Source organism: Klebsiella sp. GFKo11 (assembly GCF_056490265.1).
Genome location: NZ_CM151369.1, coordinates 367,131 through 384,859, shown reverse-complemented (window position 1 = coordinate 384,859; position 17,729 = coordinate 367,131). Strand labels below are relative to the sequence as shown.

Below are 17,729 nucleotides of genomic sequence, written 5' to 3'. Positions count from 1 at the left end.
TTTCTTATACTTTCAGGCCAAATATTGATCCAGCTTACGCTGAAAGTATGATGAATCCTTAAAATCGTCATACTTTCCTGTCGCTGAGACTAAAGCCTTGTCTATCATCCGCTCCGCCCTGCTGGCGCTAATCGCCTGCGCACCTTTGCTGGCCAATGCCGCCCCCAACGAAATCACCACCGCCTGGCCGGTTAACGTCGGCCCGCTCAACCCGCACCTCTATACGCCCAACCAGATGTTCGCCCAGAGCATGGTGTATGAACCGCTGGTGAAGTATCAGGCAGACGGTTCGGTTACCCCGTGGCTGGCAAAAAGCTGGACACATTCGGCGGACGGTAAAATCTGGACCTTCGCCCTGCGCGACGATGTGCAATTCTCAAACGGCGAAGCCTTTGACGCCGTTGCTGCGGCAGAGAACTTTCGCGCGGTACTTGATAACCGTCAACGCCATGCCTGGCTGGAGTTGGTCAATCAGATAGTCGACGTCAAGGCGCTCAGCAAAAACGAGCTGCAAATTACCCTGAAAAGCGCTTATTACCCATTTCTGCAGGAGCTGGCGCTGCCGCGCCCTTTCCGCTTTATCGCCCCGTCGCAGTTTAAAGATAACGAGACCCTGCACGGCATTAAAGCGCCGATCGGCACCGGCCCGTGGATGCTAAAAGAGTCAAAGCTCAATCAGTACGATGTGCTGGTACGTAACGACCGCTACTGGGGCGAAAAACCGCAGATTCAAAAGATTACCGTCAAGGTGATCCCGGACCCGACCACCCGCGCGGTGGCGTTTGAGACCGGTGATATTGACCTGTTGTACGGCAACGAAGGGCTGCTGCCGCTGGATACCTTCGCGCGCTTTAGCCACAACCCGGCGTATCGAACCCAGCTTTCGCAGCCGATTGAAACGGTGATGCTGGCGCTCAACTCCGCAAAGGCACCGACTAACGAGCTGGCAGTACGCGAAGCGCTGAACTACGCGGTAAATAAAAAATCGCTTGTCGATAACGCCCTATACGGCACCCAGCAGGTAGCCGATACGCTGTTTTCTCCCACCGTCCCCTACGCGAATATTGGCTTGAAACCACGCCATTACGACCCGCAGCAGGCAAAAGCATTGCTGGAAAAAGCGGGCTGGATAATGCCCGCAGGCAAAGCGATCCGTGAGAAAAACGGTCAGCCGCTGCGCATTGAGTTATCGTTTATTGGCACCGACGCGCTAAGCAAGTCGATGGCCGAAATTATCCAGGCCGATATGCACCAGATTGGCGTCGACGTAGCGCTGGTCGGCGAGGAAGAGAGCAGTATTTATGCCCGCCAGCGCGACGGTCGCTTCGGCATGATTTTCAACCGTACCTGGGGCGCGCCGTACGACCCCCACGCCTTTATGAGTTCGATGCGCGTCCCGTCTCATGCTGATTTTCAGGCACAGCAGGGTTTAGTCGATAAACCGATCATTGATAAAGAGATTGGCGAAGTGCTGGAAACCAGCGACGAAACCCAGCGCCAGGCGCTATATCGCGACATTCTGACCCGTCTGCACGACGACGCGGTCTACCTGCCCATCAGCTATGTCTCAATGATGGTGGTCGCCAGACCGGAGCTGGGCGCGATTCCCTACGCGCCGATTGCGTCTGAAATTCCGTTTGAACAGATTAAACCGGTGAAACCCTGATGCTGCGTTACGCGTTGCGGCGCATGGCGCTGCTGATCCCGATGATTTTCGCCGCCTCGGTGATTATCTTTTTAATGCTGCGCCTGGGGACCGGCGACCCGGCGCTCGACTATTTGCGCCTGTCGAACCTGCCGCCGACGCCGGAGATGGTCGCTTCCACGCGGGTGATGCTGGGTCTGGATCAGCCGCTTATCGTGCAGTACGGCTCCTGGCTGTGGAAGGCGCTGCACCTGGATTTTGGCATCTCGTTCGCGACTCAACGTCCGGTACTGGATGATATGCTGACCTTCCTTCCTGCCACGCTGGAGCTGGCGGGCGCAGCGCTGATACTGATCCTACTCACCTCGGTACCGCTCGGCATCTGGGCGGCGCGTCATCGTGACCGTCTGCCGGATTTTGTTGTGCGGGTTATCGCTTTCCTCGGCGTCTCAATGCCCAACTTCTGGCTCGCCTTTCTGCTGGTGATGCTCTTCTCGGTATATCTGCAATGGTTGCCCGCGCTGGGCTACGGCGGCTGGCAGCATCTCATTCTGCCAGCGGTGTCGATTGCCTTTATGTCGCTGGCGATTAACGCCCGTTTGCTACGTGCCAGCATGCTGGAGGTCGCCGGGCAGCGTCACGTGACCTGGGCGCGGCTGCGCGGTCTCAACGACAAGCAAATCGAGCGTCGCCATATCCTGCGTAACGCCTCGCTGCCGATGATCACCGCCGTCGGCATGCATATCGGCGAGCTGATTGGTGGCACCATGATCATCGAGAATATCTTTGCCTGGCCCGGCGTGGGACGCTATGCCGTGTCGGCGATATTTAACCGCGACTACCCGGTCATTCAGTGTTTTACGCTGATGATGGTCACCGTCTTTGTGGTCTGTAACCTGATTGTTGACCTGCTGAACGCCGCGCTGGATCCGCGCATTCGCCGCCATGAAGGAGCGCACTCGTGAACTTTTTCCTCTCATCGCGCTGGCCCGTACGCCTCTCTTTAATCATGATTGCCCTGCTGGCGGTGATTGCGCTCACCAGCCAGTGGTGGTTACCGTACGACCCGCAGGCTATTGATTTACCGTCACGTTTGCTTGCTCCCGATAATCAGCACTGGCTGGGCACCGACCATCTGGGACGCGATATTTTCTCACGCCTGCTGGCGGCCACTCGCGTATCGCTTGGTTCGGTGATGGCCTGTTTGCTGTTAGTTCTGGCGCTGGGATTGATCGTCGGCGGCAGCGCGGGGCTGATTGGCGGCCGCATCGATCAGGCCGCCATGCGCGTCGCGGATATGTTTATGACCTTCCCGACCTCGATCCTCTCCTTCTTTATGGTAGGTGTGTTAGGTACGGGGCTAACCAACGTGATTATCGCCATCGCCCTGTCGCACTGGGCATGGTACGCGCGGATGGTGCGCAGTCTGACAATCTCCCTGCGCCAGCGCGAGTTTGTCCTCGCCTCGCGGCTTTCCGGCGCGAGCCACGTGCGCGTGTTTATCGACCATCTGGCGGGCGCGGTGATCCCCTCGCTGCTGGTGCTGGCGACGCTGGATATCGGCCACATGATGCTGCACGTCGCCGGAATGTCGTTCCTCGGCCTCGGTGTGACCGCGCCGACGGCGGAGTGGGGCGTGATGATTAACGACGCGCGTCAGTACATCTGGACGCAGCCGCTGCAAATGTTCTGGCCGGGGCTGGCGCTGTTTATCACCGTGATGGCCTTTAATATGGTGGGTGACGCGCTGCGCGATCATCTCGACCCCCATCTGGAAACGGAGCATGCCCACTGATGCCGCAACAGATTGAACTGCAAAACATTACGTTACTGGCTGAACAACCACTGGTACACGGCGTTTCTTTGGCGCTCAAACGCGGACGCGTGCTGGCGCTGGTCGGCGGCAGCGGCAGCGGAAAATCCCTCACCTGCGCGGCGGCGCTGGATATTCTCCCTTCCGGCGTGCGGCAAACGGCAGGAGTTATCCTCACGGATGGCAAACCGGTCGCCTCCAGCGAACTGCGTGGTGTGAAAATCGCCACCATTATGCAAAACCCGCGCAGCGCCTTTAATCCGCTGCATACTATGGCGGCTCACGCGCGGGAAACCTGCCGGGCATTAGGCAAACCATCAGATGACGCTACGCTTATCAGTGCGTTAGAGGCCGTGGGGCTGGAGCAGGCAGAACGCGTGCTGAAGCTTTATCCCTTTGAGATGAGCGGCGGCATGCTCCAACGGATGATGATTGCGATGGCGCTGCTGTGCGATGCGCCGTTTATTATCGCCGATGAACCGACCACCGATCTGGACGTCGTCGCCCAGGCGCGCATTCTCGATCTGCTGGAGAGCATAATGCGCAGCCGTGCACCCGGAATGCTGCTGGTCACTCACGATATGGGCGTCGTCGCGCGGCTGGCGGACGACGTAGCGGTGATGGATAACGGCAAGATCGTGGAACAGGGGGATGTCGAAACCATCTTCAACGCGCCACAGCACCCCATCACCCGCAATCTGGTTGCCGCACATCTCGCCCTGTATGGGCTGGAGCTGACCTTATGACATTACTTAGCGTCTCTACGCTCTCGCACCAATACGCAAACTTACCGGTGCTAAAAGAGGTTTCTTTAGCGCTGAAAAACGGCGAAACCGTCGCCCTGCTGGGACGCAGCGGCTGCGGAAAAAGCACGCTGGCACGCCTGCTGGTTGGGCTGGAATCACCCACCGAGGGCAGCGTCAGCTGGCGCGGCGAGACGCTCGCCCACCTCAATCGCAGCAAACAAAAAGCATTTCGCCGGGATATTCAGATGGTGTTTCAGGATTCCATCAGCGCGGTGAATCCGCGTAAAACGGTGCGTGAGATTTTGCGTGAACCGATGCGCCATCTGCTGTCATTAACGAAACAGGAACAACTGGCCCGGGCAAGAGAAATGCTCAATGCGGTGGACCTCGACGATAGCGTGCTCGACAAACGGCCAACGCAGCTGAGCGGCGGGCAGCTCCAGCGCGTCTGCCTGGCTCGGGCGTTAGCGGTAGAACCTAAGCTGCTTATTCTGGATGAAGCAGTGTCGAATCTCGATCTGGTACTTCAGGCGGGCATCATTCGTCTGCTCAAAAAACTACAACAGCAGTTCGGCACCGCCTGCCTGTTTATCACCCACGATTTACGTCTGGTGGAGCGCTTTTGCCAGCGGGTGATGGTGATGGACGAGGGGCAAATCGTCGAGACGCAGACCGTGGGCGACAGATTAACCTTTTCCTCCAACGCCGGTCGCGTGTTACAAAATGCGGTACTTCCCGCCTTTCCCGTACGCCGTAATAAGGTCTAACAGATGCAACGTGTCACTATCACCCTTGATGACGATTTACTCGAAACGCTGGATAGTCTGAGCCAGCGCCGTGGATACAACAACCGTTCCGAAGCGATCCGCGATATTCTGCGCGGCGCGCTGGCTCAGGAAACCACCCAGGAGCACGGTACCCAGGGATTCGCGGTGCTCTCGTATGTTTATGAACACGAGAAGCGAGATTTAGCCAGCCGTTTAGTCTCCACCCAGCATCAACATCACGATCTCTCCGTCGCCACCCTGCACGTACACATCAACCACGACGACTGCCTGGAGATTGCCGTGCTGAAAGGCGATATGGGCGATGTTCAGCATTTTGCCGATGATGTCATCGCCCAACGCGGCGTGCGCCACGGTCATTTGCAGTGTTTGCCGACGGAGGACGATCTCTCCCACTCATAAAGCGTGGGACTCACTAACCCGGCGCGAACGCGAGCACAGGGTAATACCGCAGATAATCGCCAGCGCGCTGATCAGGTGGTACGTATAGAGCGGCGCGTGCAGAAAGAGAATGCTGAACAGGCCGCCGCTGAGCGGAATGAGGTGCGAGAACACCTCCCCACGCGTGGCGCCAATCGCCGCAATGCCTTTATTCCACAAAAGGTAAGAGAGCCAGGAAGGGAAAATCACCAGATAAGCCAGTCCGAGAAGGAAATTCAGCGACAGGTAAGGTGCTAAATCCAGATCGGCCGCCTGTAGCGTATTCGCCATCAAAACCGGCAGCAGCATAATCGCCCCCACCGAGGCGCTGACGGCGACAAAGCCATTACCGGCCACCTCTTTTGGCTTCAGGCGCAAAAAAGCGCAGTAGGCCGCCCAGCTCATCGCCGAGCCCATAGTCCAGAGATCGCCCCGATTCAGGTTGCGCAAAGTTGACCAGTCCGTGACGTTTCCCTGCAAAATAAGCCAGATAACACCGCAGGAACTTAATATTACGCCCGCGACATTTCCCGTCGAAATACGCTCGTGGAATATAAAGCGATTAATCAGTAGCACCATCGCCGGGGTCGTCGATAAATAAATTGCCGCATTCAATGATGAGGTATATTGCAGACCGACATAGAGCGTCAGGGGAAATAAAACCTGGCCGCACAGTGCCAGAAAGAAAACAATCCCTTTCGCCTGTTTTATCGCTGGCCACTGCTGTTTAACCTGGCGAAAGTAGAGCATCATCAGCAGGATAGCTGTGGCCCACCAGCGCAGTGCTGATAGCACAATAGGGTCAACCTGCGATACCAGCAGGTGACCAATCACATAATTACCACCCCAGAAGCAGGCCGCCAGCGCGAGCAGAAGATAAGGCATACAAACTCCTTGATTTACCTTAAACCTATGCCATTCAGGGTACTGCTCACGAATAAGCCAGTGCTAATATAAAGTTTTCATTCAGGCGTATAGTTTGAAACTATGAAGTTCACCCTAAGACAGCTGGAATTCTACGTCGCGCTGGCCGAGACGCTACAAATCTCAAAAGCCGCCGGGCGTTGCCATATCTCTCAGTCATCGATGACGGTCGCGATGCGTAATCTGGAAACGATTATGAACACGCAGCTCTTTGTTCGCCATCCGAAGGGTATTGAGCTGACCGTCGACGGGGAACGCTTTCTGAGCCATGCGCGCAAAATCCTCTCTGATAGCGAAGCCGCGATTAACGACCTGCACAATCAGCCGGAAATGACCACCGGCAGCGTGCGGGTAGGCATCGCTGAAACGCTCTCGGCCTATCTGCTACCCGGCATTTATAGCGAACTGGAGCGCCGTTTCCCGCTGCTGGAGATCCATTTTCAGGAAGGTTCATCTCAGGCGCTGATAACATCCTTACATCAGCAAGAGGTCGACTTTTGCCTGGTGTTGACGTCAAACATTCGCCACGATGATGATCTGACGATCGATACTTTCCTGCGCTCCCTGCGTCGTCTGTGGGCGCCAATCGGTCACCCTTTACTCAGCCAGCCGGAACTGCGGCTGGCTGATATCGCAAAGGTCCCGTTTTTGCTGCTTGAGACCGATGATTACCCCACCGTGATCCTTGACGTCTGGCGGCAGCGCGGCGGGCAGCCGGATATTCGCTACCGTACCAACTCCTTCGAGGCTATCCGCACTTTTGTTTCACAGGGTAAGGGCGTCACGATCCTTTCGGACCTCGTTTGGCGTCCCTGGTCGCTTGAGGGACTGCGCGTGATGCGACGCACGGTCGACGATTGTATGACGTGGATGGACGTCGGAGTGGCGAGCCTGCGGCAAACGGCACTACGGCCCGAAGCCCGGCGCGTAGTGGATTTCCTGCGTCAGGCGATACATCGCTTTGACGGTCAGCCATGATCCGCTAAAAAGCAGTCGGGCTTTCTCAACAATTAATAAACCATATGAATTATACGCTTGGTGAATTATCCACCTTCGCTAATAATTACGCCTCATTTAACGATCTCGTTATGGCGAGGCTCCTGCATAAATATAAGTTACCGCCCTGCTGGTATCGAGAGAGACCACTCAGGGAAATACAGGCTTCCATCGAATCAAGGTGTTGCCAAGGTAACTTCTGACGGCATTCATGCCGGACAGATACGTTGTGCAGTGCTAAAACCAGGACGTAGGGATCTGCCTGTGCTCATCCTGTCTTGTTCGCCCCTATGAGTGATTTTTTATAGGGAATTACACCATGTCTTCAATTCAACTGTGCGCCGCGCATCAGGCTATCTCTGCTTTTGACGGCGACGCGATCGCCCAGTACATGCGTACCGATTTCATTACTCTGCCGGAGCATCTCAGCGTTCATGAAGCGCGAGAGCTATTCGTTTCTCAGCTTGCCGGCGATGAGATCCCAGGCCAGGTGTTTGTTGTCGCCGGAAAAAAACTGCGCGGTAGCTTGTCGATTAAAAAGCTGCTCCAGGAGAGCGATACCGCTCAATCCATTCGTTATTTAATGGATAGCTGTCTGTTTCGTGTCAGGCCTGACGACGAGCGCCCGCAGGTGGTCGCCGAACTGGCCGAGCGTGGTCTCGACCTGGTACCGGTAGTCGAAAAGGGCGAGCTGGTTGGCTGCCTGATGGAAAAAGAGATTGCCCATCTGCTGGAAGACGATGTGACTGAAGATGCCCAGCGTCAGGGAGCAACGCTGCCGCTGGAAAAGCCGTATCTGGAAACCAGCCCGTGGGCGCTCTGGAAAAAGCGTTCGGTTTGGCTACTGCTGCTGTTCGTCGCCGAAGCCTACACCAGCAGCGTATTGCAGCATTTTGAAGAAGCGCTGGAGTCAGCGATTGCGCTGGCCTTTTTCATTCCGCTACTGATTGGTACCGGTGGCAACAGCGGGACGCAGATCACCTCCACCCTGGTGCGCTCCATGGCGCTTGGGGAAGTGCGGCTGCGGGATATGGGGCGCGTAATCCGTAAAGAGGTCTCCACCTCGTTGCTGATAGCTATCACTCTCGGTCTGGCGGGCTGCCTGCGCGCGTGGATGATGGGCATCGGCATGGAAATCACGCTAATTGTCAGCCTGACGCTGGTATGCATTACCCTGTGGAGCGCGGTGGTGTCGTCGGTGATCCCGCTGACGCTCAAGCGCCTCGGCATCGATCCAGCGGTGGTTTCAGCACCGTTTATCGCCACCCTTATCGACGGCACCGGACTGATTATCTACTTCAAAATCGCCCAGTATTTTCTTGGGCTGAATTGATTATTTCGCCCGGTAGTGAAAGCTGCCGGGCTCATCCCTTACTCTTCAACCAGCGCCTGCGCGCACGCCCAGGCTGACGCCCAGGCCCACTGGAAGTTATATCCGCCCAGCCAACCGGTCACGTCCATCACTTCGCCGATAAAATAGAGCCCCGGTACCTTGCGGGCTTCCATGGTGCGTGAGGAGAGTTCGTTGGTATCCACGCCGCCGAGGGTCACCTCCGCCGTACGATAGCCTTCGGTACCGTTCGGCTGAACGCGCCACCCGGTCAGCGTCTCAACCAGGGTCTGCTGATCGCGAACATTAAGCTGTTTCAGGGTGACGTCCGGAAGCTGCCCTAATTGCTGCAAGCACTCAACCAGCCGCTTCGGCAACTGCATCGCCAGCGTATTTTTCAGGCTCTGATTGGGATGCGCCACACGTTGCTCGTCGAGGAACTCATCAAGATGGCAATCCGGCAGCAGATTGATACTGACGAATTCTCCCGGCTGCCAGTAGCTGGAAATTTGCAGCACCGCCGGGCCGGACAGCCCACGGTGGGTAAAGAGCAGATTTTCGCGAAAGACCGTACCGTTTTCGGCGGTAATGGTTGACGGTACCGAAACCCCGGACAGTACCTGTAACTGTTCAAGCAGCGGCTTATGCAGGGTGAACGGTACCAGTCCGGCGCGAGTCGGCAGCACCTTCAGGCCAAACTGCTCGGCAAGTTTGTAACCAAACGGCGAAGCGCCCAGGCCGGGCATAGACAGGCCACCCGAAGCAACCACCAGTTTTCTCGCCGCCACCGTGTCGCCGTTAAGCTGCAGCATGTAACCTTCGTCATCACGTTCGACGCTGAGAATTTCCGTACGCAGACGAATTTGCACGCCGCCCTTTTCACACTCAGCCAGCAGCAGGTTAACGATTTGCTCGGCTGAATCATCGCAAAAAAGCTGACCCAGCGTCTTCTCATGCCAGGCGATGTTGTGTTTGCTAACCAGGTCGATAAAGTCCCACTGGCTGTAGCGCGCCAGCGCAGATTTGCAAAAATGCGGGTTTTGGCTGAGATATGCCGCGGGTTCAATATACATGTTAGTAAAGTTGCAGCGCCCGCCGCCGGACATCAGTATCTTGCGGCCAGGCTTTTTGCCATTATCGAGCAAAAGCACGCGGCAGCCCGCCTGCCCTGCCTGCGCTGCACAAAACATTCCCGCCGCTCCGGCGCCAATTACGATGGCATCAAACCTTTCCACACAACATTCCTCATATCCCGATTGTCGGGAATTGTAAATTTTTCACTCTGGTCGCACCAGCAGGAAAAAAACTGCACTTATGTACATCGTTGAAAGATATAGGAATACTCCCAACAAGGTAAAACTTAAACAGGAAGAAAATCAAAAAAAGTCTATATTTCACTTTGCCCGCGCCGCGAAAGTCACTGATAATGCGCCGCGTTCATGTCCTCAAAATGGCGTAACGTCCTATGCTACATTTATTTGCCGGTCTGGATTTACATACCGGGCTATTATTATTGCTTGCTCTTGCTTTCGTGCTGTTTTACGAAGCGATCAATGGTTTTCATGATACCGCAAACGCTGTTGCAACTGTGATTTACACACGCGCAATGCGGTCGCAGCTTGCTGTGGCGATGGCGGCCCTTTTTAACTTCTTCGGCGTTCTGTTGGGCGGTCTTAGCGTTGCCTATGCCATCGTGCATATGTTACCGACCGACCTGCTGCTTAACATGGGTTCAGCACATGGCCTCGCCATGGTCTTCTCCATGCTGCTGGCGGCGATAATCTGGAACCTCGGAACCTGGTATTTCGGCCTTCCGGCCTCCAGCTCACACACGCTGATCGGCGCTATCATCGGTATTGGTTTAACCAATGCGCTGATGACCGGCACCTCGGTCGTGGACGCGCTGAATATCCCGAAAGTCATGGGTATTTTCGGCTCGCTCATCATCTCGCCAATCGTTGGCCTGGTGGTTGCGGGTGGTTTAATTTTCATCCTGCGTCGTTACTGGAGCAATACCAAAAAACGCGCTCGTATCCACCTGACACCTGCTGAACGTGAAAAGAAAGACGGTAAGAAAAAACCGCCATTCTGGACGCGTATTGCGCTGATTCTGTCAGCCATTGGCGTGGCTTTCTCGCACGGTGCGAACGATGGACAGAAAGGCATTGGTCTGGTGATGCTGGTTCTGATCGGCGTCGCTCCGGCAGGCTTCGTGGTCAACATGAACGCTTCCGGCTACGAAATCACCCGTACCCGCGATGCGGTCAACAACGTGGAAACCTTCTTCCAGCAGCGCCCTGAGCTGTTGAAGAAAGTGACCGGCGCAGAGCAGCTTATCCCGTCTCCGGACGCCGGTGCGGCAGCAAACGGCGAATTCCACTGCCACCCGGCTAACACCATCAACGCGCTTGACCGCATGAAGACGATGCTGACCGGTACCGAAAGCTACGACACACTCTCCGTTGAACAGCGTAGCCAGTTGCGTCGCGTGATGCTCTGCATCTCCGACACCACTGATAAAGTGGCGAAGCTGCCGGAAGTGAATGCCGAAGATAAGCGTCTGCTGAAGAAACTGAAAACCGATATGCTTAGCACCATCGAGTACGCGCCAATCTGGATTATCATGGCGGTTGCTCTGGCGTTGGGTATCGGTACGATGATCGGCTGGCGTCGCGTGGCGACCACTATCGGCGAGAAAATTGGTAAGAAAGGAATGACCTACGCACAAGGTATGTCAGCCCAGATGACCGCAGCCGTATCGATTGGTCTGGCGAGCTACACCGGTATGCCGGTTTCCACCACTCACGTGCTCTCCTCCTCCGTTGCGGGGACCATGCTCGTTGATGGCGGCGGCCTGCAGAAGAAAACCGTCACCAGTATCCTGATGGCCTGGGTACTCACCCTGCCCGCAGCGATTCTGTTGTCAGGCGCGCTGTACTGGCTCTCGCTGAAGATTATCTAAGCGGATAGCACGCGCAAAAAATACTAACGGGTCAGGAAACTGGCCCGTTTTTTTTTGGTTTTAGCCGGACTAATGCCAGATAAGCAAAGCAATCATACTCACAACGACCAGGCCGCATAGCGCGCTAGTGAGTATAAACTGCCGCCGAACCCGCTCGCAGCGACGGATAAACTCATCATCGTGATGATCGTGATAGCGCTGGGCATAAATATACCAAACCAGACGCATCTGCTTGCTGGGCTGCCCATGCGATGTGAAAAAACCACCGCCGTCGACATATTGATAGAGCAAAGGGTCACAACCACGTAGCACAACCAGTAATGCACGCAGTGACGAAAAATAGCGTGCCATATTCACCACACAAACGATACACAGGGCCCAAAACAGCGCAATCGTGCTGATCATACCTCCTCCCCGGCGACCCGCCCTCGGAGAATCTCTCCGGGACTACCGCTCCCCAATATCAAATTGACTGTACAGTAAAAGAGTGCGATTCCGATCACGTTTATTTATTCGATCGGCTCATTAAATAGTGTAGGAGATCCGTTAATTTTTTTACCACAACGTTAACCGTTATCAATGCATAAATCGGATATATTTGTTTAACTATTTGCTGAACAAGGTAGATTGACGAAGCGCGAGGGGCGCTATAAGGTAGAAATATCTTCTACAATTAAGTCCTTAAGGACTAACCCCCGCGCATGTGGTACGCAGGACGCGGGCGAAGCGGCAGCGCTGGCTGTCAGGTCCAACGGTCATCGACAACTTATGGAAGGAGTAACACCATGGCTTACAAACACATTCTCATTGCAGTAGACCTGTCCCCGGAAAGCAAAGTACTGGTAGAAAAAGCCGTTTCTATGGCCCGTCCCTACAATGCAAAAGTTTCCCTGATCCACGTGGATGTGAATTACTCCGATCTCTACACCGGGCTTATTGATGTCAATCTGGGCGACATGCAGAAACGCATTTCCGAAGAGACACACCACGCGTTAAGCGAACTGTCCACCAACGCAGGTTACCCGATTACTGAGACTCTGAGCGGCAGCGGCGACCTCGGCCAGGTGCTGGTTGATGCGATTAAAAAATATGATATGGACCTGGTGGTTTGCGGTCATCATCAGGACTTCTGGAGCAAGCTGATGTCCTCCGCTCGCCAGCTGATCAATACCGTTCACGTCGATATGCTGATTGTTCCGCTACGCGACGAAGAAGACGAATAACCGTTTTCCCTGCTGACCGACGCCCGCATATGCGGGCGTTTTTGTTTCTTCCTGCCGCACTCCACTCGCCAACCCACCAAAAGAATATAAATCCAAAAAATTAGCACAATGTTAGATTGATCAACCAATCTAACCGTTTTATACCCATATAATAATCCATCAATTTACAAAATAATCACATCATTACGCACCATAAGACTTTTTCAGCGCGTTTTGGCATACGCGTTCATACTTTTCCGGACAGGATAAAAAGGCGAAGAAAGATGAACTCACCCGCACCGACAGGCTTACTGCAACAGCCTCGCCCATTCTTTATGATCTTCTTTGTGGAGCTATGGGAGCGATTTGGCTATTACGGCGTTCAGGGTATCCTGGCCGTTTTCTTTGTTAAACAGCTCGGATTCTCCCAGGAACAGGCGTTTATTACCTTCGGCGCGTTCGCAGCCCTGGTGTATGGCCTGATTTCCATTGGCGGCTATGTCGGCGACCATCTGCTCGGTACCAAACGCACGCTGGTTCTGGGTGCGGTCGTGCTGGCGATTGGCTACTTTATGACCGGGCTGTCGCTGCTAAAACCCAACCTGATTTTTATCGCACTGGGGACCATTGCGGTGGGGAACGGGTTGTTTAAGGCCAACCCGGCAAGCCTGCTGTCTAAGTGCTACCCGCCGAAAGATGCCCGCCTGGATGGCGCGTTCACGCTGTTTTATATGTCGATTAACATTGGCTCGCTGCTGTCGCTATCGCTGGCACCGGTCATTGCTGAGAAGTACGGCTACGCGGTGACCTACAACCTGTGCGGTGCGGGGCTGATCGTCGCTCTGCTGGTTTACTTCGCCTGTCGTGGAATGGTGAAAGACATTGGTTCCGAGCCGGACCACAAGCCGCTGAATTTGCGTAATCTGCTATTGGTACTGGTGGGCACGGTGGTCATGATTTACCTCTGCGCCTGGCTGATGCACAACGTTAAAATCGCTAACCTGGTGCTGATTTTCCTCTCCCTGGTGGTGACGATTTTCTTCTTCCGCGAGGCCTTCAAGCTGGATAAAACCGGGCGCAACAAAATGTTCGTCGCGTTTATCCTGATGCTGGAAGCCGTACTGTTCTACATTCTGTACGCGCAGATGCCGACCTCTCTGAACTTCTTTGCGATCAATAACGTCCATCATGAAATACTCGGTTTCGCCATTAACCCAGTCAGCTTCCAGGCGCTAAACCCGTTCTGGGTGGTGGTTGCCAGCCCGCTTCTGGCCGCTATCTACACGCGTTTGGGTAACAAAGGCAAAGACCTGACCATGCCGATGAAATTTACGCTCGGCATGTTTCTCTGCTCGCTCGGCTTTCTGACAGCCGCCGCCGCAGGAATGTGGTTTGCCGACGCTCAGGGGCTGACTTCACCGTGGTTTATCGTGCTGGTCTATCTGTTCCAGAGCCTGGGAGAATTGTTGATTAGCGCCCTGGGGCTGGCGATGGTCGCTGCGCTGGTACCGCAGCATTTGATGGGCTTCATTCTCGGGATGTGGTTTCTGACGCAGGCCGCCGCATTCCTGATGGGCGGCTACGTCGCCACCTTCACCGCCGTGCCGGACAATATTACCGACCCGCTACAAACGCTGCCTATCTACACCAACGTCTTCAGCAAAATCGGTCTGGTGACGCTGGCGGTAACGGTGGTCATGGCAATGATGGTGCCGTGGCTGAATCGGATGATTAATACACCCAGTACCGAACAGTAATGATCATTGCCGGACGGCGGCTAACGCCTTATCCGGCCTGGATTTCACAAGCCCGATTAGCCTTGCGCTGTCGGGCGCTTCCTGCGACTACGCTTTTCGCGCAGCAATCCAGTCCTGCACTTCAACCACAAAGGTATCCGGCGCTTTGCGGTACATTTTGCGCGCCAGATCGAGAATGGTGTGCTGGCCTAAAGCCTCTTCCATTCGCTGCTGCGCCATGTCCATGACCGAGCGCACGCCGCAAATCCCTTCGCAGGCCCATTCCGGCGGCTGCTCTTCGAATACCGCCAGACGCTGGCGAATCTCACGGCATTCAAAAATCCGTTTGTCACCGTCAATGGCGTTTGCCACGTCGAGAACCGTAATGTGTTCAGCTGGTTTCGCCAACTGAAAACCGCCGCCTTTACCCTCGATGCTGCGCACCAATCCAGCCTTTGACAGACGGGTGAAGATTTTGGCCAGGTAATCGTAGGGCACACTTTGCAGGTCGGCAATCTCACGCACGCTCATATCGCGGGCATCGCCTTTGCTGTCCACCATACACATCAGGCTATGGATGCCGTACTCAACCCCAGAACTGTAGAATGCCATGCTCTTATCTCAGCCAAAATTAATCTGAGTTTATTGTAGCTTTTCCGCTCTCCCGATTCCAGAGAGATTGCAAAAGACAGGACAGACATAAAATTTAAATTAATAATTATCAATTATATAAATAAAAATCACGACGAAAACCGCTCCCGATATCTCAAATGACATTGCACTGACTAACTACGATCAATATAATCCGAGTAAATAAATCGTAGTGAACAGCGAGAACAACAGTGATGCGTAAACAAATTTTGATCATCGGGGCTGGCTTTGCCGGTATGTGGGCAGCGCTGAGCGCCGCACGTCTGGCGGATAAAAACCAGCAGGACATTGATATTACGGTGATTGCACCACAGCCTGAACTGCGTGTGCGCCCACGTTTTTATGAAAGCGCCGTTCAGACGCTGGTTGCGCCACTGCAACCGCTGTTCGACGTCACTGGTGTTACCTTCCTGCGCGGCACGGTTGAGAAAATCCTTCCGGACTCCAAAGAGGTGAGCTGGAAAGATACCCACGGTGAAACGCGCCTGCATCGCTATGACCGTCTGGTGCTGGCCAGCGGCAGCCAGGTGAATCGCAGTATGGTCGCCGGTGCCGCAGAGCATGCCTTCGACCTCGATCAGCTTGAGAGCGCTGCCGTGCTGGAACAGCATCTGCAAGACCTGGCTAAGCAGCCAGAGAGCAAGGCGCGTAATACTGTTGTCGTCTGCGGCGGCGGCTTCACCGGCATTGAGATGGCGCTGGAGTTACCGGGTCGTCTGCGTGACATCCTCGGCGCTGATGCTAAGACCAGAGTTGTCGTAGTTGAACGTGGTGCGCAGCCGGGTGCTCGCTGGAGCCAGGAATTACGCGATGTGATTGCTGAGGCCTCCACTGAGCTGAACGTAGAATGGATGGTCAATTCCGAAGTTGAGAGCGTGGATGCCTCTGGCGTGACGCTGAAAGATGGTCAGACAATTGCGTCACAGACGGTCATATGGACCGTTGGCGTTCAGGCTAACGGTCTGACCGCACAGATTGATGCGCCGCGCGACCGTCAGGGCCGTCTGCATGTAAATGCAAATCTTCAGGTGGTCGGTCATGAAGACATTTATGCCACCGGCGATGTGGCTTACGCCGCCACCGATGATAAGGGCAATCACGCGCTGATGACCTGTCAGCACGCCATCCTGCTGGGGAAATTTGCCGGTAACAATGTGGCAGCAAGCCTGCTGAACGTTGAACCGCTGCCGTATCGTCAGGAGATGTACGTCACCTGTCTGGATCTGGGCGCATGGGGCGCTGTGTACACTGAAGGCTGGGATCAGCAGGTGAAGTTAACGCGCGCCGAAGCGAAAAAGCTCAAGATGTCGATCGTCAGCGAGCTGATTTATCCGCCAAAAGCCGATAAAGCGGTAGCGTTCGAGATAGCCGACCCGTTGGCTCCGTTTGTATAAATGATCGTCCCCTGCCAAAGCGGCAGGGGAATTCTTCACTGCATCATCACCTGGCGTACGAACTCTTTCTTCATCTGCATACTGTAGGCCTTACCGTAAAATTGCACCTCGGTGTCGGGGCGTTTCACGTCCGGACTGACCTGTTTGTTCATCGGTGTGGAGCCGAAAGCCTTACTGAGCGCTTTTTGCGTCTCAGCCTGAATCAGCCAGTTAAGGAATAGCCGCGATGCCGCCGGATGTTGACTGTTGGCGGCAATAGCCGCGACATTACCGCCGCCGGGCATACCAAATTCCGGTACATAAAATTTCAGCCGTGAGGTAATCGCTCCCGTTTTTTGCAGCCCGGCCAGATGGTCTTCCCAGGCAGGTGTCAGCATCAGTTCGCCGTCGTTCAGGCGCGTCAGGCTGTCAGCACCGGAAGCGGTACGGGTGATTTTGTCGTTATTGACGGCAAACCACTGCCAGCCCTTCAGCCAGTTTTTTACCACTGCGGCATCAACGGTAGCCGACTCACTGTCAAACTCACCGCTTTGAGTCGTAACGACACGCTGAATAAAGGCTTCTCCCGCACCGCCGTTATTCGGGTCGTTATAGCCAAAGCGCTTTGGATTGGCATCGATAAAACGCTGAAGGTCTTCCATAGTCTGCGGTAACGCCCGGTCGCCCATCTGCTGCGGATCGTAGACCAGCCCGGTCTGATTCCCCCAAAACGCCACGGCATAACCCTGAGTATCGACGTTCTGAATCTGGTGAATGGCGTCGCCATAGCCTGGCAGATCGTCCACCTTCGCCAGCGCTTTCGCCCCCGTTGTCACCGGGAGCTGCGCCACGGACAGGGCGATGACGTCGATTTTGCCCTTCTCTTTGCCCGCTTCCGCCAGCAGCTTGTTCATATTGCCGTCGATGCTCCCTTCCGGAATGCGCACCTTAACGCCGTACTGCTGCTCAAAATCCTTCACAAAGCTGCGCCACTGCGGCTGCAGGTACCAGACGTTAAAGGTCACGCTGCCCTCTTTTTTCGCCTGGGCAATCAGGTCGCTGTTATCCGCCGCCAGCGCCAGCGAGCTGCACAGCAGGCCGCCCGCCAGAATCATTACTGCTTTTTTCATCACATATCTCCTGTTA

General features: G+C 55.0%; 17 protein-coding genes and 1 riboswitch. Of the genes, 12 read left to right on the top strand and 5 right to left on the bottom strand.

The window, feature by feature from the left end:
• Positions 1-97: 97 nt before the first annotated feature.
• Genes nikA through nikR form a run of 6 tightly spaced genes read left to right on the top strand, consistent with a single transcriptional unit; the run spans position 98 to position 5,391 of the window.
• Entirely contained in the window at positions 98-1,666 is a 1,569-nt protein-coding gene (gene nikA / locus AC07P6_RS01745) for a nickel ABC transporter substrate-binding protein (protein WP_478315534.1), read from the top strand.
• Entirely contained in the window at positions 1,666-2,610 is a 945-nt protein-coding gene (gene nikB, locus AC07P6_RS01740; protein ID WP_478315533.1) for a nickel ABC transporter permease subunit NikB, read from the top strand. The genes nikA and nikB overlap by 1 nt, the downstream gene beginning before the upstream one ends.
• Positions 2,607-3,440, top strand: coding sequence for a nickel ABC transporter permease subunit NikC (gene nikC / locus AC07P6_RS01735; protein WP_478315532.1), 834 nt, complete (start codon positions 2,607-2,609; stop codon positions 3,438-3,440). The genes nikB and nikC overlap by 4 nt, the downstream gene beginning before the upstream one ends.
• Positions 3,440-4,204, top strand: coding sequence for a nickel import ATP-binding protein NikD (gene nikD / locus AC07P6_RS01730; RefSeq protein ID WP_478315531.1), 765 nt, complete (start codon positions 3,440-3,442; stop codon positions 4,202-4,204). The genes nikC and nikD overlap by 1 nt, the downstream gene beginning before the upstream one ends.
• Positions 4,201-4,971 (top strand): nickel import ATP-binding protein NikE, encoded by a 771-nt coding sequence (nikE, locus tag AC07P6_RS01725; protein ID WP_478315530.1) that lies wholly within the window; start codon positions 4,201-4,203, stop codon positions 4,969-4,971. The genes nikD and nikE overlap by 4 nt, the downstream gene beginning before the upstream one ends.
• Positions 4,972-4,974: 3 nt before the next feature.
• Positions 4,975-5,391 carry a nickel-responsive transcriptional regulator NikR gene (nikR, locus tag AC07P6_RS01720; RefSeq protein ID WP_142670538.1) on the top strand — a complete coding sequence of 139 codons (417 nt, stop codon included), beginning with the start codon at positions 4,975-4,977 and terminating at the stop codon, positions 5,389-5,391.
• Here the strand turns inward: nikR and AC07P6_RS01715 are convergent.
• On the bottom strand, positions 5,386-6,294 hold the full coding sequence (locus AC07P6_RS01715) for a DMT family transporter (protein ID WP_110274856.1): 909 nt from the start codon (positions 6,292-6,294) through the stop codon (positions 5,386-5,388). The two genes, nikR and AC07P6_RS01715, sit on opposite strands and share 6 nt — an antisense overlap.
• Positions 6,295-6,396: 102 nt before the next feature.
• Between AC07P6_RS01715 and AC07P6_RS01710 the strand changes: the two genes are divergently transcribed.
• Entirely contained in the window at positions 6,397-7,311 is a 915-nt protein-coding gene (locus AC07P6_RS01710; RefSeq protein ID WP_478315529.1) for a LysR family transcriptional regulator, read from the top strand.
• A gap of 97 nt (positions 7,312-7,408) precedes the next feature.
• Positions 7,409-7,592, top strand: a riboswitch (M-box (ykoK) riboswitch).
• Between the two features lie 56 nt (positions 7,593-7,648).
• Positions 7,649-8,662, top strand: a complete 1,014-nt coding sequence (locus AC07P6_RS01705) for a magnesium transporter (protein WP_182235202.1) — start codon at positions 7,649-7,651, stop codon at positions 8,660-8,662.
• Between the two features lie 38 nt (positions 8,663-8,700).
• Here the strand turns inward: AC07P6_RS01705 and AC07P6_RS01700 are convergent, their stop codons facing one another.
• On the bottom strand, positions 8,701-9,894 hold the full coding sequence (locus AC07P6_RS01700; protein WP_478315528.1) for a BaiN/RdsA family NAD(P)/FAD-dependent oxidoreductase: 1,194 nt from the start codon (positions 9,892-9,894) through the stop codon (positions 8,701-8,703).
• A gap of 230 nt (positions 9,895-10,124) precedes the next feature.
• On the opposite strand from AC07P6_RS01700, the gene pitA reads away from it, so the two are divergent.
• Positions 10,125-11,621 (top strand): inorganic phosphate transporter PitA, encoded by a 1,497-nt coding sequence (pitA, locus tag AC07P6_RS01695; RefSeq protein WP_304253995.1) that lies wholly within the window; start codon positions 10,125-10,127, stop codon positions 11,619-11,621.
• 69 nt (positions 11,622-11,690) lie between these two features.
• On the opposite strand, the gene uspB is transcribed toward pitA, so the two are convergent.
• Positions 11,691-12,026: a universal stress protein UspB gene (gene uspB / locus AC07P6_RS01690; protein WP_110274851.1), complete on the bottom strand. Its 336-nt coding sequence runs from the start codon at positions 12,024-12,026 to the stop codon at positions 11,691-11,693.
• Positions 12,027-12,406: 380 nt separating this feature from the next.
• Here uspB and uspA point away from each other — a divergent pair, with 380 nt between their 5' ends.
• Positions 12,407-12,844: a universal stress protein UspA gene (gene uspA / locus AC07P6_RS01685; protein ID WP_004126268.1), complete on the top strand. Its 438-nt coding sequence runs from the start codon at positions 12,407-12,409 to the stop codon at positions 12,842-12,844.
• Between the two features lie 263 nt (positions 12,845-13,107).
• Positions 13,108-14,580 carry a dipeptide/tripeptide permease DtpB gene (dtpB, locus tag AC07P6_RS01680; RefSeq protein WP_478315527.1) on the top strand — a complete coding sequence of 491 codons (1,473 nt, stop codon included), beginning with the start codon at positions 13,108-13,110 and terminating at the stop codon, positions 14,578-14,580.
• Between the two features lie 87 nt (positions 14,581-14,667).
• Here dtpB and AC07P6_RS01675 read toward each other — a convergent pair whose 3' ends face one another.
• The gene (locus tag AC07P6_RS01675) at positions 14,668-15,171 is read right to left on the bottom strand and encodes an RrF2 family transcriptional regulator (RefSeq protein WP_181484559.1); all 504 of its coding nucleotides are present in this window, start codon (positions 15,169-15,171) and stop codon (positions 14,668-14,670) included.
• Between the two features lie 233 nt (positions 15,172-15,404).
• On the opposite strand from AC07P6_RS01675, the gene AC07P6_RS01670 reads away from it, so the two are divergent.
• The gene (locus AC07P6_RS01670) at positions 15,405-16,604 is read left to right on the top strand and encodes an NAD(P)/FAD-dependent oxidoreductase (protein ID WP_478315526.1); all 1,200 of its coding nucleotides are present in this window, start codon (positions 15,405-15,407) and stop codon (positions 16,602-16,604) included.
• A 35-nt stretch (positions 16,605-16,639) separates the two neighbouring features.
• Here the strand turns inward: AC07P6_RS01670 and AC07P6_RS01665 are convergent, their stop codons facing one another.
• Complete coding sequence (locus tag AC07P6_RS01665) at positions 16,640-17,713, bottom strand: extracellular solute-binding protein (protein ID WP_478315524.1); 1,074 nt, start codon at positions 17,711-17,713, stop codon at positions 16,640-16,642.
• Between the last annotated feature and the right edge of the window lie 16 nt (positions 17,714-17,729).

Coding starts and splice junctions, on each gene's coding strand:
- AC07P6_RS01670 (WP_478315526.1), top strand. CDS start 15,405: ATGCGTAAACAAATTTTGATCATCGGGGCTGGCTTTGCCGGTATGTGG.
- nikB (WP_478315533.1), top strand. CDS start 1,666: ATGCTGCGTTACGCGTTGCGGCGCATGGCGCTGCTGATCCCGATGATT.
- AC07P6_RS01715 (WP_110274856.1), bottom strand. CDS start 6,294: ATGCCTTATCTTCTGCTCGCGCTGGCGGCCTGCTTCTGGGGTGGTAAT.
- nikR (WP_142670538.1), top strand. CDS start 4,975: ATGCAACGTGTCACTATCACCCTTGATGACGATTTACTCGAAACGCTG.
- AC07P6_RS01675 (WP_181484559.1), bottom strand. CDS start 15,171: ATGGCATTCTACAGTTCTGGGGTTGAGTACGGCATCCATAGCCTGATG.
- AC07P6_RS01705 (WP_182235202.1), top strand. CDS start 7,649: ATGTCTTCAATTCAACTGTGCGCCGCGCATCAGGCTATCTCTGCTTTT.
- dtpB (WP_478315527.1), top strand. CDS start 13,108: ATGAACTCACCCGCACCGACAGGCTTACTGCAACAGCCTCGCCCATTC.
- AC07P6_RS01665 (WP_478315524.1), bottom strand. CDS start 17,713: ATGAAAAAAGCAGTAATGATTCTGGCGGGCGGCCTGCTGTGCAGCTCG.
- pitA (WP_304253995.1), top strand. CDS start 10,125: ATGCTACATTTATTTGCCGGTCTGGATTTACATACCGGGCTATTATTA.
- uspA (WP_004126268.1), top strand. CDS start 12,407: ATGGCTTACAAACACATTCTCATTGCAGTAGACCTGTCCCCGGAAAGC.
- AC07P6_RS01710 (WP_478315529.1), top strand. CDS start 6,397: ATGAAGTTCACCCTAAGACAGCTGGAATTCTACGTCGCGCTGGCCGAG.
- uspB (WP_110274851.1), bottom strand. CDS start 12,026: ATGATCAGCACGATTGCGCTGTTTTGGGCCCTGTGTATCGTTTGTGTG.
- nikE (WP_478315530.1), top strand. CDS start 4,201: ATGACATTACTTAGCGTCTCTACGCTCTCGCACCAATACGCAAACTTA.
- nikD (WP_478315531.1), top strand. CDS start 3,440: ATGCCGCAACAGATTGAACTGCAAAACATTACGTTACTGGCTGAACAA.